The following is a 13,892-nucleotide window of genomic DNA, read 5'->3' on the forward strand; positions in this document are numbered from 1 at the left end:
GGAGCTGATGAGCGGCACAAGCCACTGTTCGGCTGGGGAGAACCCGGCAGGCAGGCTCAGTCCTGCAGTGAATCCACGATCTGCTGCATCACGGTCTGATCGGCCAACGTGGTCACGTCACCGACCGGGCGGTCCTCCGCAACGTCCTTAAGCAGGCGGCGCATGATCTTGCCGGAACGGGTCTTGGGCAGTTCCGGGACGATCAACACACGCTTGGGCTTGGCGATCGGGGAGATTTCCTGACCCACGTGGGCCCGCAGCTTCCCACCCAGCTCAGCCTTGTCGTGCCCCTCGGCAGCGGCCTCATCCGTGAGGATCACGAACGCCACCACGGCCTGACCGGTGGTCTCGTCCTCAGCACCCACCACGGCGGCCTCGGCCACGGTCGGGTGGGAGACCAGAGCGGACTCGATCTCCGAGGTGGACAGGCGGTGCCCGGAGACGTTCATGACGTCATCCACGCGGCCCAGGATCCAGATGTCGCCGTCGTCGTCGAACCGGGCGCCGTCGCCGGCAAAATACATGCCGTCAAAGCGGGACCAGTAGGTCTGGACAAAACGGTCGTCATCGCCCCAGATGGTGCGCATCATGGACGGCCAGGGCTCGCGGACCACCAGGAAGCCGGACTGCCCCTTGTCCAGGGACTCGCCCATCTCATCCACCACGTCCACCTTGACCCCGGCCAGCGGGCGCTGGGCGGAGCCGGGCTTGGCCACGGTCACACCGGGCAGCTGGGTGATCATGTGGGCGCCGGTTTCGGTCTGCCACCAGGTGTCCACGATCGGGCAGTTGCCGCCGCCGATCACGCGGTGGAACCATGTCCAGGCCTCCGGGTTGATGGCCTCGCCCACGGTGCCCAGAAGGCGTAGTGAGGTGAGGTCGTACTCGGCGGGGATCTCCTCGCCCCACTTCATCATGGTGCGGATGGCGGTGGGTGAGGTGTACATGATGGTCACCCCGTACTTCTGGACGATCTCCCAGAACCGGCCGCGGTGCGGGGAATCGGGGGTGCCCTCGTAAATGACCTGGGTGGCACCCATGACCAGCGGACCGTAGGCCACGTAGGAGTGCCCGGTGACCCAACCGACGTCGGCGGTGCACCAGTAGACGTCCGTCTCCGGCTTGAGGTCAAAGGTGTACTTCATGGAGGAAGCACCCTGGGTGAGGTAACCACCCGTGGTGTGCAGAACGCCCTTGGGCTTACCGGTGGTGCCGGAGGTGTAGAGGATGAACAGCGGATCCTCCGCGCCCATCTCCTCCGGGGTGTGCTCGGTGGAGGCCGTGTCCACGACGTCGTGCCACCACACGTCACGGCCCTCTGTCATCTCCGTGTCCACGCCGTTGCGCCTGACCACCAGCACGTGCTGGACGGAGTCCCCACCCTTTTCCAGCGCGGCATCCACGGCGGGCTTCAAGGTGGTGGGCTTGCCACGGCGGTAGGAGCCGTCAGCGGTCACCACCAACTTGGCCTCGCCGTCCTCCACGCGGGAGCGCACGGCTTCGGAGGAGAAGCCACCAAAAACCACCGAGTGGATGGCGCCCAGGCGGGCGCAGGCCAGCATGGTGATCACGGCTTCGGCAATCATGGGCATGTAAACGGCCACCCGGTCGCCCTTGCCCACACCCAGGGAGGCAAAGCCGTTGGCTGCCTTGGAGACCTCGTCCTTGAGTTCTGCATAGGTGTAGGAACGGGAATCGCCGGGCTCACCCTCGAACAACAGGGCCACACGGTCTCCGTTGCCGGCCTCCACGTGGCGGTCCACGGCGTTGTAGGCGGCATTGAGGGTGCCGTCCTCGAACCACTTGGCAAACGGCGGGTTGGACCAGTCCAGCGTGGTGGTGAAGTCCTTGGACCAGGTCAGCAGCTCCCGGGCCTGGGCGGCCCAGAACTCGGTGCCTTCTGCCTCGACGCGCTCGTAGAGGTCAGTGCCGCCGTTGGCCTGATCCACGAATGCCTGCGGCGGGGCGTAGGTCTGCTGCTCGTTGCTCTGCTCGGTCATCGGCTGGTGCTCCTTACCAAGGTGGCTCGCCGCCCGGAGATGGTGCCCCGGGCGGCGAGGACGACGGCGCGTTTGTGCCCGGCGTCACATGTTCGGTTTGAGACTAGAGCACTTGCGGGGTCGGATTCCACACGTGTCTAACTTGGGGCCCGCATTACGGCTCCGGCAGGTATCTGCCGGAGCGGATTCGGGGCTGGTGCCGCCCGGTCCGCTCACGCGGTGCCCGGATGGCACCACGTAGCATCAGAACCATGACCACCACCGACGACGCCGCCCACGCACCCGGATCTGACACGCACCCGCATCCTTTGCGCCGGTCAGTTGGTGGCCCCGTCCCAGATCATCTGCGCGTGGTGGATCCTGCCAAGGCCAGGGCGGGAGCTTCCCGGCGTCGTCGTACGGGGAGAATCGAAACCGAGCTGGCCCGGAAACGGCGGGCGCGCAAGATCAACACCGTTCTGGGTCGCAGTTACCCCTATGCTGTGGCCGAACTGGATTTTGGATCGGCGTGGGAACTGCTGGTGGCCACGGTGCTCTCCGCCCAGACCACGGATGTGCGGGTCAACGCCATCACTCCGGCCTTGTTTGGGCGGTGGGCCACGCCGCGTGCGCTGGCGGAGGCGGAGCGAACTGACGTTGAGGAGATGGTGCGCCCCTTGGGTTTTTACCGCTCCAAGGCCAAGTCCATTCAGGGACTGGCTCAGCGGGTGGAGGATGATTTCGACGGCGATGTCCCAGGGACTCTGGAGGAGTTGGTGACCCTTCCCGGGGTGGGGCGCAAGACCGCCAACGTGGTGTTGGGCAATGCCTTTGACACCCCGGGTATCACCGTGGACACGCATTTCGGGCGGCTGGCCCGCAGGTTCGAGTGGACCGAGCAGGAAGACCCGGTCAAGGTGGAGCAGGACGTGATGGCCTTGTTCGAACCCAAGGACTGGACCGACCTCTCCCACAGGCTGGTGTATCACGGGCGGCGTATCTGCCACGCTCGCAAACCCGCCTGTGGAGTGTGCCCCGTGGCGGATCTGTGCCCGTCCTATGGGGCAGGACCCACTGAAACGGAGACGGCGGCGGCATTGATGACTTACGAATTCGGGGCCGGGCGTGAGGAGTTGTTGCAGGGGTACATGGATGGCTTGACCCGGCGTGAACTGCGCGCAGCCGGCCACGGACTGGAGCTGTGACCATGAGGGAGGCCAGCAGGGACCCGAGCACAACGGTGCAGGTCGGCATGAATCAAGCCCGAACTGATCAGGCCGGAGTCGATCACGGTCGGACCGACCAGAGCCGAACCGATCAGGCCCGGGCGGATCTGATCCACGCCATTGAGACGCTGAATGCGGGCGGACCGTTGCGCATCCAGGACATCCCCGCCGGGGAGAACATGCGGGAGTCCGCAGTGTTGATCCTGCTGGGGACCCTGGACGACGTGCCTGCTGTGCGCTGCGAGTGCGCCGGTCACGTGACTGCGGAGCTTGATCTGCTGTTGGTTCAACGCGCCGCCACACTGCGGGCCCACCCCGGGCAGGTTGCCTTCCCGGGAGGACGGTTGGATCCGGAGGACGGAGATCCCCACGATCCTGACGATCGGATCAAGCTGCCCGCCGGTGACGCGCAGGCTGCCTACGTCCGTGCTGCGCTACGGGAAGCGCAGGAGGAGACCGGGCTGGACCCGGACGGTGTGGAGGTCCTGGGTGTGCTGCCGCGTACCCCGTTGGCGGTCTCCAGTCACCAGGTGACCCCTGTGGTGGGGTGGTGGAAAGAGCCGGTGTCCGTGAACGTGGTGGACCACGCGGAGTCCTCCTTGGTGTTCCGAACGCCCGTTCTTGACCTGGTGGACCCGTCCCGGCGCCACTACGCGGAGGTACGGATCTCCGGCCCGGACTTTCCGCGCCTGCGTCACCGGTCACCGGCCTTCCGGATCCCCCGGGAGATCACGGATCCCGCAGGCGGTGATGGTGACGTTGTGGTGTGGGGTTTCACCGGGATCCTGTTGGATCACCTGCTCAGTGCAGCCCACTGGCATCAGCCGTGGAACACGGAGGACGTCCGCCCGGCTCCACGCTGATGACTCATTTGGCTTGGTCGTAGCTGTCCACGGTGACCACCGTGACCGGGAACTGAACGGGAACGTTGCCGAACACGACCTGGGTGGCCTCCCATGCTGCCGAGCGCACCACGGCCTCCACCGTGTCCGCCTGGGATTCTTTGGTGTCCACCATGATTTCGTCATGCAGGAAGAACACCAGGTCTGCATCCAATTCGGCCTGCTTGAGTCCTGCCCGCACGCGGCCCATCCACGCCATCGCCCATTCCGCGGCACTGCCTTGGACCACAAAGTTCCTGGTGAACCGCCCCTGCGTTCTTCTCATGGACTGTGCTCGCCGTTCACCTGCGGCCGTGGCGGTGTCCGCCGTGGCGGTGAACCACTGATCGTCCGGGCGTGGTGACCAGCGGCCCAGCCACGTGCACACCGGATCACCGCGTTCACCCACCCGGGCGGCGTGCTCCACGTAGCCCACGGCTTTGGGGAACACGCGGGTCAGTTGTGGCATGAGTCGGCCGCTGTCCCCGGTGGTGGCCCCGTACATGGCCCCCAACAGGGCCACCTTGGCGTGGTCCCGCTCAGTCAACCCGGTGTTCCTGGCCCGGCCTTGTTCTGCTATGGACAGGTAGAGATCCCGATCCCGCGAGGCCTCCGCCAGGGCGTCATCCCGTGCCAGGACGGCCAATACGCGCGGTTCCAGTTGGGCGGCATCGGCCACCACCAGCTTGCGCCCCGGCCCCGGACGCACTGCTGAGCGCACCACCTTGGGGATCTGCAGCGCACCGCCACCGCGGGCCGCCCATCGGCCGGTGACCACTCCGCCCACCACGTACTCGGCGTGAAACCGGTCCTCCCTCACCCAGTTCTCCAACCAGTGCCAACCGTTGGCAGTGAGCAGGCGAGAGAGCTTCTTGTAGTCCAACACTGGTTGGATCAACGCCTCCCGCCGCTCGCGTTCCCCAACAGACGACGACGGCGCCCCCTGAACCCAGCCCGTCAACAACCACTGGCTGGTGGATTCCACCGGCACCCCGGCATCTTTCAAGGCGCGCAGCAGGGACTGCGGCGAATCCGGGTTGACGGTGGGGGAGCTGAGGGCGTTCTGCACGGCCACGGCTGCGGTCTGCATCTTGGCGGGCCGCTGGGTGCCGTGGGGTTCTGGTCCCAGGCTGTCCTCAAGCAATGCACGGTGGACGTGGGTGTCCCAGGCGATGCCCACGCGATTCATGTCCGCGGCCAGCAACGCGCCGGTGGATTCCAGGGCCACCAACAGGCCGAGCTTGGAAGGCGAACGGGCGTTCTTGATGGCTGCCAGCTGTGCGCTCAGTTCAGCCACCAGGCCTTGCAGGTGCTCCTGTACTTGTGGGGCCTGGGGATCTGACCGCGGGTTTTCGAACAACCCCAATTGGCCCTCCCCGGGGCCGTGCCAGGCGGACCTCACGGGGGCTGCGGGTGCGATTCCAGGATGCTCATGGGGCGGCAGTGGCGGCAGAACGGGGTGGTAGGTGACCCCGGAGCCCTCCGCCTGAGCAGCTGTGTGCAGGATGGTTTGGGCCAAACGCAGGTCATGCAGGTGGGTCAGCGGCAGGGTGGGGTCCTGGTCCAAGAGCTGCGGCAGCAGGACCGCGCCGCGTTCAAAAACCCAGCGTGGGGCTGTTCGGCCGTTGGAGTGGGCGGCCTGTACCTGGTCATGAATGAACTGGATGACTTCCGGCAGGGCCAAGGTGTTGGCGGTCCCGACCGGAGAGCCGGAGGCCTCCACCTCCTGAAGCAGGAAGGTCTGTGCCGATGCCTCCGTGGCGCCGGCTGATGCGGCACCGGGGGTCTGCTGAGAGGCAATCACGAACACCATGCCATTGTGCCTGGGCACTGGCTGGTGCGCTGACCGTTGTGGATCGGGTGAACGCGGTGGTCCCCGTTCTTGGGGGGCGATGGGCTGGGGTTCAGTGATCCACAGTGCCATCACTTCCACTCGCCCTCTGGACGTTGTGCACAGTTGGTGAGCATGCCCCAGCAAACCCCAGCTGACCGGGGGCAACGTTGTGGTCATGAACACACCAACCCGTTCCGCACACCGGCCACGAGGCGCCCACAGCGCCCCACCGTGGCAGTCGCAGCCGAGCGCTCACGCAGGCTCTGACGGTGAACCGGAAGCTCTCACCCGCACCCAGGACCTCACCTGGAGCCACGACGACGCCGCCCAGGTCGGTCCGGATTCCCCCGCCTGGGTGGGGGATGTGGTCCAGGGTGACGGACTGCGTGTGGGCTTGGTCAGCCACGACTCCGTTCTGCGGGACATGGTGGCCGGAATCTGCGCATCTGCCGGGGCTCAGCTGCAGATCAGCCAGGTTGGTGGTGCGTTGGCGGGTGTGGATGTCTGCCTGTTGGACGTCCAAGCCCTGACTGACGGATCGGGCCAGCGGCCGGAGGGCGGCGACGTCGTTCTGCTGGGGCGGGCCGGGGACAACGGCCTGTGGGATGCCGCGGCCCTGCTGGGTGGGTGCCCCGTGGCGTTGTTGCCGGAGGCGGAATCCTGGTTGGCGGACCGTCTGGCCCCGCGCACCGCCGCCGCCACCACCACCCCGGCGGTGGTGGTGGGAGTGGTGGGTGCCGTGGGCGGAGTCGGAGCCTCCACCCTGGCCTGTTGGTTGGCTGCCGATGCCGCAGCCGATGGCGCGTTGAGCGTGTTGGTGGATGCCGATCCTGACAGCTGTGGAGTGGACCTGCTGCTGGGGCTGGAGTCCGTGGAAGCCATGCGGTGGCCGGATCTGTGCAGGGCCCGCGGGGTCCTGCGTGGTGAACAGCTGCTGCCACTCTTGCCGCAGCACCCGGACCAACCTGGCTTGCACTGGCTGTCCTGGGACCGGGGGACCTGGTTGCGCCAGGACGCCCCGTTGACCCACGTGTTGGCTGCCCTGCGCACCGTGGCTCAGGCGGTGGTACTGGATCTGGGGCGGGCCCGGGCCGGATTGGAGTCACTGGCGGCACAGTGCGACGTCGTGCTGGTGGCCATGCCGCGAACCGTCAGGGGTGTGTTGGCGGCACACCAGGCCACCAACGTCCTGAGTTCGGGTTGCGCCGAATACGTGCTGTGCGGTGTGGACGTGGCTGACGTCGACGAAACCCTGGTGCAGGAAGCCCTGGGGCGCACGCCCCTGGGACATGTGCGTTTTGACGGCCGTGTGCCGGAGGCCGCGGAAAGTGGCCGGCTGCTGGAGCGCGGGCGCAAGCGCCACCACCAGCACACCGTGGCGGCGGTGTGGGACGAGCTCTCACAGAGCCTGACTTCCGGTGCTTCTGGCCGGTCCGGACGTGTTCTGACAGGTGTGCTGGGTGGTGACCCGCGATGACCTCCACAGTTCCCAGCCATGCTGTCGCCGCCGTGGACCCCGTGCTCCTGGAGACCGTTCGGGAGGCCTTGTTGTTGGACGGGGCAGCAGTCACGGATGAGCGCATTGCCCGCGCCGTTCGGGCTTCCGGTCACGTGCTGGGTGCTGCCGGGACCCTCCACGCGGTGCGCAGCATCCGTGCAGAGCTGACCGGCCTGGGTCCCTTGCAACACATGCTTCCTGCCACTGGGCTCACCGATGTCTGGATCAACGGAGCACGGGAGGTCTGGTGGGAGGCCGGCAACGGCCCGGTACGTGTGGCCTCCCCGTTCACCAACGACGACGAAGTCCGCGCCCTGGCCACGCGCCTGATCTCCGCTGCGGGCCGCCGCCTGGACGAGGCCCACCCGTGTGTTGACGTACAAACCCCTGACGGCATGCGAGTCCATGCCGTCCTGCCACCCATCTCCACCGGCGGAACGCTGGTCTCCGTGCGCTTCCGGCACAGAGACGTGATCACCGTGGAGGACCTGGTGGACAGCGCCACCGTCACCCGCCGGGTCCTGGACCTGCTGTTGGCTGCCACCGCCGGTGGAGCCAACCTGCTGGTCACGGGCTCCACCGGTGCCGGCAAAACCACTGTTCTCAACGCCTTGCTCAGTGCCTGTCCGGCGCATGAGCGCATCGTGCTGATCGAGGACGCCGCCGAACTCAGGCCTGCCCACCCACACGTGGTGGGGATGCAGGCCCGCCACGCCAACGTGGAAGGAGCCGGAGCCATTGAGCTTGCAGAACTGGTCCGCCAGTCACTGCGGATGCGCCCGGACCGCATTGTGGTGGGGGAGTGCCGCGGAGCGGAGGTCCGCGAACTGCTCACGGCATTGAACACCGGGCACACCGGAGCCGGCACGGTGCACGCCAACTCTGCAGACGCCGTTCCTGCCCGCCTGGCAGCACTGGGTGCATTGGGTGGCATGAGCAGCCAGGCCGTTGCCCTGCAGGCAGGATCCGCGCTGGATCTGGTGGTGCATCTGGACCGGCGTGGCTCCCGGCGCGTGGTGCAGGCCGTGTCCCTGCTGGAGGAAGCCCACGGGGCCCTGCACATGAATCCGGCCTGTTCCTACAACGGGGAGGGCTACACACCCGGTCCTGGTTGGGACGCTTTGGCGCAGCTGGCTCAGCGGGGTGAGCAGTCATGACCGTGCTGAGTGTGACCGCAGGTGTGTTGTGCACCGTTCTGGCACTGGGGGTGCTGCTGCTTCCCATCGGTTCCCGCAGCCGGGTGCTGACCACTGTGGCGCGAACTGACCGGCACGGATCGGGCGGGGCCCGTGACTTCCGGAAGCTCGGATCCGCAGGCACCGGCGAGCCCCAGGAACCTCGTCATGCCGGCCCTGATGGTGGGCCGATCATCGTTCTCCTGCGGCGCATCCGCCCGGGGCAGGCCAGGCGTGCCGCTGCCGAATCCGCCGAATGGGTGGTGTGGATGCGCCAGTTGGCAGCTCTGCTGAGGGTGGGAAGGACCTCCGGCTCCGCCTTCGAGGTGGCAGCTCTCTCCCTGGCCGAGGCCACGGACCCCTCCCACACCGGCCGGCGGATCAACGCGGTGTGCTCCACCGTGGCGCGGGCCACCACCATCGGACGGGCGCCATCCGTGACGTTGCGTTCGCTGGCGCACCAACCCGCTGCGCAAAGCCCCCGGCTGCGCAGGGTGGAGGTTTCCGTGCTCTCGGATCTGGCCCGCTGTTGGGAAGTTTCCGAACGCACCGGTGCGCCCCTGGCCGCCCTGCTGGAGGGGTTGGCGGAAGCCACGGAGGCAGATCTGGACGCGGCAGCCGCGCGAGAGACAGCCCTGGCCGGATCGCGGGCCACCGTGAACATCCTGACGTGCCTGCCGGTGCTCGCCCTGGGGCTGGGCATGCTGATCGGCGCGGATCCCGTACGCACCTTGCTGACCACCCCGTGGGGTCTGGCAGCAGGTTTTGTGGGGGCTGTGCTCACGGTGATCGGGCGGATCTGGACCGGGCGCCTTGTCCACCGTGCCGAACACGCCGCCGACGCCAAACCGACTCGGGGCGCATCAGGCCGGCCCAACCGTTCGACCAGGCGCCGCCCTGGGGATGTGAGCGCCCCAGCATCCCAGGCGGTGGCGTCATGAGTGTTGTGACCTCCGTGATCTTGGGACTCGTGGTGGCCTGCTTGCTGGGTGCCGGCCTGGGCCTTCTGTGGTTGCCGGTACGCCAGGGAGGCGTTCGCGCTCTGGAACACCTGGCCAGCGAGGGAGCCACCCAGACCACGTCGGTGGCGGGGGCCCATGCAGTGCAGTCGGAGAGGACCACCTCCGGAACCAACCGTGGCACTGATCACGAGCAGGTTTCCGCGGGAGTTCTGGTGGAACTGGTGGCCTCCATGTTGGACGCCGGTGTCCCCGTGGACCGCAGCCTGGTGGTTCTGGGCCAGAGCATCGAGGGTCCTGCAGGTGGTGCTCTGCGCACCGTCGGGGCAGGTCTGTCCCTGGGGTTGCCGTGGCGTCAGGCCTGGGCGGCAGCGCCCTCACCTCCGGTCTCCGTCCTGGACCTGCGCTCTGCGCTGACGTTCGCGGCAGTCTCCGGGGCGCCGTCGTCCTCGGCATTGCGTGCCGCATCTGCACAGGTGCGCCGAGCCGAACACCGGCGGGCAGAAGCCGCTGCGGAAAAACTCGCGGTGCACCTGGTGGTCCCGCTGGGGCTGTGTTCACTGCCCGCCTTCATCGCCTGGGGAATTGTCCCCGTCCTGATCGGTCTGGTCCCGGATTTTTTCGGCTAGGCCACCGGTGCCGCGGCACCGCCCACAAACCCCGTCCCAGCACCTGCTGGGCCGGTCACCAACCCCATCAGGGGCCAACAGAAAGAGGAAGAACAATGTCCACCATCAACAACTCCGCCACTGCCGCCACCAACAACAACGCCGTGGTCACCGATCAGGCCCTGGAAGGCGAGGTCATGGCACCGGGAACGCAGCTGCTGGCTCACGACCCCGATCTGGGTGCCTCCACGGTCGAGTACGCCATTGTCCTGCTGGCTGCTGCTGCCTTCGGCGGCGTCATGGCAGCGGTGATCGCCTCGGATGCCGTGAGCGAACTGCTCATGGCCATCATCAACAAGGCCCTGGGCATCTGAGCACTCGGGCCGCCGCGGAATCCTCTGCGGCGGCCTGAGGACTTCCCCACCTCCACACCCACCGGGTCAATCCCGGGCAGCTTCATCCGATCCTCATCAGGAGGTCAGCATGTCCACCCCACTGTTCAGCCTGCGGCATCTGTGCGGCAGGGTTTTCGGAGACCCGCCGCACGCACCCGTCCACAGGCCCAAACACAACGACGACGGCGCCGTGACGGCCGAAACCGCCGTGGTGCTGCCGGCCATCATGCTGGTGCTTGCCGTGGTTCTGGCCGGAGGAGCAGCTGCTGCCACCCAAGTGCGGTGTGAAGAAGCCGCTGGGGCTGCCGCGCGGGTGGTGGCGCGTGGAGAGACCGAGACCGCCGCGGTCAAGGAAGCCCGCTCCATTGCTGGAGAACGAGCAGAAGTCACGGTGGCCATTCGTGACGGCCGAGCCGAGGCGGAGGTGGTCATGCCGGCACCCGGGATCTTGGGGGACTGGGGTGCCCTGGATCTCTCGGCATCGGCTTCCACCATCACGGAAGGGGTGGTCCTCGATGGACAACCGTGATGTGGATGACGGGTCTGGCACCGTGTTTGGCCTGACCACCGTGTTGGTGGCCATCTTCCTGCTGGGCGTGGTGCTTCTGGTGGGGCAAGCCGCTGTGCTGAAACACCGAGCCGGGAACGTGGCTGACCTCTCCGCGTTGGCTGCCGCGGATGTGGCCCGCGGTCTCATGCCGGGGGACCCATGCCAGATCGCCGCACAGGTGGCGGCGGACAACGACGCCGAGTTGCTGGAGTGCACCCTGGTGGAACCTGAACTGAGCACGGTGGACGTGACGGTGGGGATCGACCTCACCGGTGCGCTCGCGCCCCTGGGGCAAGCCGAAAGTGTCAGCCGTGCAGGGCCTCCCCAGGACAGCCCCTTCAGCGACCAGTGACCCCATCTGTCGGCGTATCGGACGTGGCCGTTGAGGGGGCGTGGTCCAGAAATGCTCCCAACAGTGCGATCGCACCAGCCTTGTCCAACGGGTTGTTGCGGTTGCCGCACTTGGGCGACTGCACGCAGGACGGACACCCGGACTCGCAGGAGCAGGACTCAATCGCCGCTTTGGTGGCAGCAAGCCAGGACGCCGCCATGTCGTAACCTCGTTCGGCAAAACCGGCACCTCCGGGGTGGCCGTCGTGCACAAAGATCGTGGGCAGTTGGGTGTCGGCATGCAGGGCCGTGGACAGGCCACCCACATCCCAGCGGTCACACGTGGCCAGCAGGGGCAGCAAGCCGATCATGGCGTGTTCGGCGGCGTGCAAGGCACCCGGGAAATCAGCCTCCTGAACACCTGCCGCGGCCAGCACCGGTCCTGGTGCGGTGAACCACACGGACTTGGTGAACAGATCCGTGGGAGGCAACTCCAAGGGTTCCTCCCCAATGATCTCGTTGCCCGGAATCGCCTTGCGTTGGTAGGAGACCACCTGGGAGGTCACCTGCACCTGGCCCGAATGCACGGTGATGGGACCCCAGGTCTGGTGACGTTCCTCCTGGATCACCTTCACAGAGGTCACGTCCCGCGCCTGGGTGTAGTAGTCAGGGTGAGCCCGGGTCACGGTGACCACGTGGTGTGCCAGGTCAAGGTCATCCACCACGTAGGTTCGGCCCTGATGCACGTAGATGGCACCAGGGTGAGTCTGCTGGTGGGCCTGACCCGTTCCAATGGATCCCAATAACTGCCCGGTGTCGGTCTCAACGATGTTCAGCGGGCCGCCACCTTCTGCCCGGATGGAGATCATGGCCGCAGGATCTTCCGATCGGGTCCAGAACCAGCCGGCCGGGCGTCGTCGTAACTGTCCGGCGTTGACCAAAGATTCCAGGATGCCGGGTGCGGCGGGGTCGAACAGGTCCAGATCCGAGGGTTTGAGGGGCTGCTCGGCAGCGGCGGCGCACAGGTGCGGGGCCAGGACGTACGGGTTGCCGGGGTCGAAGATGGTGGCTTCCACGGACACATCAAAAATGGCCTCCGGGTGGTTCACCAGGTAGGTGTCCAGGGGGTCGTCCCGGGCAATGAACGCAGCCAGGGCGTCCTGCCCTGCACGTCCCGCACGTCCCACCTGTTGGAAGAACGACGCCCGTGTTCCAGGCCACCCGGCCACCAACACTGCATCCAGTCCGGCAACATCGATCCCCAGTTCTAGCGCTGATGTGGAGGCCAGGCCCAGGAGACGGCCGTCGCGCAACTGCTCCTCCAGCTCCCGGCGTTCCTCCGGAAGGAAACCGGCGCGGTAGGCGGCCACGCGGTGAGCCAGCCCCGGTTCCACCTCATCCAGCTGCCGGTGCGCCATCTGCGCCACGGCTTCCGCACCACGGCGGGACCCCACGAAAGCCAGCGTGCGGACCTGTTTCAGGGCCAGGTCCGTGAGCATGTCCGCGGACTCGGCCAACACACTGCGGCGCGTGGGGGCACCGTTCTCACCCTCCGGGCCGGACTGTTCGGGTTCCCAGAGCACCACGGTCACGGCACCGTGGGGGGAATCGTCTCTGGTCACCGCCGTGACAGCATCCGGGTTCACACCGATCAACCGGGAGAACGAGTCCTGGGGTGCAGCAGAAGTCGCAGATGCCCCGATGAACACCGGATCGGTGCCGTAGAGGGCGGCCACCCGGCGCAGCCGCCGCAGCACGTTGGCCACGTGTGAGCCGAACACACCCCGGTACACGTGGGCCTCGTCCACGATCACGTAGCGCAGCCGCCGCAGGAACCTGGACCACTGAGGGTGATTGGGCAGCACCCCGGTGTGGAGCATGTCCGGATTGCACAGCACCAGATCTGCATGGTCCCTGATCCAGCGGCGCTGTTGCTGCGGGGTGTCGCCGTCGTAGCTGTGCACCCGGGCGCTCAGGTGCCGGGACAGCGCCTGCAACGCGGTCAACTGATCTGCAGCCAGGGCTTTGGTGGGTGACAGGTAGAGGGCAGTGGCTTCCTCCGGGTGCTGCAGGACACCGGGGGAGGCCTGGGCGATCAAACGGCCCGCGTGAATGGTGGACAGCACGGGTGCTTGGTATGCCATGGACTTGCCAGAGGCGGTACCCGTGGCCACCACGGTGTGGCCCTGACCGGCAGCAGTCATGGCCTCTGCCTGGTGCCGGTACGGATGATGAACCCCTGCCAGTGCGTAGGCCTGCACCACGTCCGGGTGAATGGCATCCGGCCACGGCGAGGTCACAGCCTCACGGGCGGGCAGGTTTCGGATGTGCCGGATCTCCTCCGGGGCGGCACCACGGCCCAGCAAGGGGATGAGGGAATCGAATTCAGGCACAGGCGGCATTCTCCCACCGCCGCAAGGCATGGACTCCACTGCCGATGTGTAAGAAATTGCCAGC

12 protein-coding genes are annotated in these 13,892 nt (G+C 67.0%); 9 read left to right on the forward strand and 3 right to left on the reverse strand.

The genetic code is table 11. From position 1 onward, the window contains the following. Positions 1-56: 56 nt before the first annotated feature. On the reverse strand, positions 57-2,000 hold the full coding sequence (gene acs, locus L979_RS03210) for an acetate--CoA ligase (protein ID WP_047689156.1): 1,944 nt from the start codon (positions 1,998-2,000) through the stop codon (positions 57-59). A 251-nt stretch (positions 2,001-2,251) separates the two neighbouring features. Between acs and nth the strand changes: the two genes are divergently transcribed. Together nth and L979_RS03220 are read left to right on the forward strand one after the other, a co-directional pair. Further along, positions 2,252-3,184, forward strand: coding sequence for an endonuclease III (gene nth / locus L979_RS03215; RefSeq protein WP_081993681.1), 933 nt, complete (start codon positions 2,252-2,254; stop codon positions 3,182-3,184). 47 nt (positions 3,185-3,231) lie between these two features. Then, on the forward strand, positions 3,232-4,068 hold the full coding sequence (locus L979_RS03220; RefSeq protein WP_081993697.1) for a CoA pyrophosphatase: 837 nt from the start codon (positions 3,232-3,234) through the stop codon (positions 4,066-4,068). A gap of 4 nt (positions 4,069-4,072) precedes the next feature. On the opposite strand, the gene L979_RS03225 is transcribed toward L979_RS03220, so the two are convergent. Next, the gene (locus L979_RS03225) at positions 4,073-5,899 is read right to left on the reverse strand and encodes a bifunctional 3'-5' exonuclease/DNA polymerase (RefSeq protein WP_047689160.1); all 1,827 of its coding nucleotides are present in this window, start codon (positions 5,897-5,899) and stop codon (positions 4,073-4,075) included. 196 nt (positions 5,900-6,095) lie between these two features. Here L979_RS03225 and ssd point away from each other — a divergent pair, with 196 nt between their 5' ends. The 7 genes from ssd (at position 6,096) to L979_RS03260 (ending at position 11,457) form a co-directional block, all read left to right on the forward strand. Then, positions 6,096-7,397: a septum site-determining protein Ssd gene (gene ssd, locus L979_RS03230; RefSeq protein WP_052209413.1), complete on the forward strand. Its 1,302-nt coding sequence runs from the start codon at positions 6,096-6,098 to the stop codon at positions 7,395-7,397. Further along, the gene (locus L979_RS03235; RefSeq protein ID WP_047689162.1) at positions 7,394-8,575 is read left to right on the forward strand and encodes a TadA family conjugal transfer-associated ATPase; all 1,182 of its coding nucleotides are present in this window, start codon (positions 7,394-7,396) and stop codon (positions 8,573-8,575) included. Before ssd ends, L979_RS03235 begins: the two co-directional genes overlap by 4 nt. Beyond that, positions 8,572-9,534, forward strand: coding sequence for a type II secretion system F family protein (locus L979_RS03240; RefSeq protein ID WP_231559371.1), 963 nt, complete (start codon positions 8,572-8,574; stop codon positions 9,532-9,534). The genes L979_RS03235 and L979_RS03240 overlap by 4 nt, the downstream gene beginning before the upstream one ends. Further along, positions 9,531-10,181: a type II secretion system F family protein gene (locus tag L979_RS03245; protein WP_047689164.1), complete on the forward strand. Its 651-nt coding sequence runs from the start codon at positions 9,531-9,533 to the stop codon at positions 10,179-10,181. The genes L979_RS03240 and L979_RS03245 overlap by 4 nt, the downstream gene beginning before the upstream one ends. A 95-nt stretch (positions 10,182-10,276) precedes the next feature. Continuing rightward, the gene (locus L979_RS03250) at positions 10,277-10,534 is read left to right on the forward strand and encodes a DUF4244 domain-containing protein (protein ID WP_047689165.1); all 258 of its coding nucleotides are present in this window, start codon (positions 10,277-10,279) and stop codon (positions 10,532-10,534) included. Positions 10,535-10,643: 109 nt separating this feature from the next. Beyond that, positions 10,644-11,084 (forward strand): TadE family type IV pilus minor pilin, encoded by a 441-nt coding sequence (locus L979_RS03255; protein ID WP_304413458.1) that lies wholly within the window; start codon positions 10,644-10,646, stop codon positions 11,082-11,084. Then, positions 11,071-11,457, forward strand: coding sequence for an Rv3654c family TadE-like protein (locus tag L979_RS03260; RefSeq protein WP_047689167.1), 387 nt, complete (start codon positions 11,071-11,073; stop codon positions 11,455-11,457). Before L979_RS03255 ends, L979_RS03260 begins: the two co-directional genes overlap by 14 nt. Here the strand turns inward: L979_RS03260 and L979_RS03265 are convergent. Beyond that, the gene (locus L979_RS03265) at positions 11,444-13,828 is read right to left on the reverse strand and encodes a DEAD/DEAH box helicase (RefSeq protein WP_231559372.1); all 2,385 of its coding nucleotides are present in this window, start codon (positions 13,826-13,828) and stop codon (positions 11,444-11,446) included. The two genes, L979_RS03260 and L979_RS03265, sit on opposite strands and share 14 nt — an antisense overlap. Positions 13,829-13,892 lie beyond the last annotated feature (64 nt).

This window comes from Kocuria sp. ZOR0020, from assembly GCF_000800955.1.
In the GTDB taxonomy this organism is placed as follows: domain Bacteria; phylum Actinomycetota; class Actinomycetes; order Actinomycetales; family Micrococcaceae; genus Kocuria; species Kocuria subflava.

What these genes read in the sequence shown, in the direction of transcription:
- L979_RS03220 (WP_081993697.1), top strand. Translation starts at nt 3,232, where the DNA reads ATGAATCAAGCCCGAACTGATCAGGCCGGAGTCGATCACGGTCGGACC.
- acs (WP_047689156.1), bottom strand. Translation starts at nt 2,000, where the DNA reads ATGACCGAGCAGAGCAACGAGCAGCAGACCTACGCCCCGCCGCAGGCA.
- nth (WP_081993681.1), top strand. Translation starts at nt 2,252, where the DNA reads ATGACCACCACCGACGACGCCGCCCACGCACCCGGATCTGACACGCAC.
- L979_RS03225 (WP_047689160.1), bottom strand. Translation starts at nt 5,899, where the DNA reads ATGGTGTTCGTGATTGCCTCTCAGCAGACCCCCGGTGCCGCATCAGCC.
- L979_RS03250 (WP_047689165.1), top strand. Translation starts at nt 10,277, where the DNA reads ATGTCCACCATCAACAACTCCGCCACTGCCGCCACCAACAACAACGCC.
- L979_RS03245 (WP_047689164.1), top strand. Translation starts at nt 9,531, where the DNA reads ATGAGTGTTGTGACCTCCGTGATCTTGGGACTCGTGGTGGCCTGCTTG.
- L979_RS03255 (WP_304413458.1), top strand. Translation starts at nt 10,644, where the DNA reads ATGTCCACCCCACTGTTCAGCCTGCGGCATCTGTGCGGCAGGGTTTTC.
- L979_RS03235 (WP_047689162.1), top strand. Translation starts at nt 7,394, where the DNA reads ATGACCTCCACAGTTCCCAGCCATGCTGTCGCCGCCGTGGACCCCGTG.
- L979_RS03260 (WP_047689167.1), top strand. Translation starts at nt 11,071, where the DNA reads ATGGACAACCGTGATGTGGATGACGGGTCTGGCACCGTGTTTGGCCTG.
- L979_RS03240 (WP_231559371.1), top strand. Translation starts at nt 8,572, where the DNA reads ATGACCGTGCTGAGTGTGACCGCAGGTGTGTTGTGCACCGTTCTGGCA.
- ssd (WP_052209413.1), top strand. Translation starts at nt 6,096, where the DNA reads ATGAACACACCAACCCGTTCCGCACACCGGCCACGAGGCGCCCACAGC.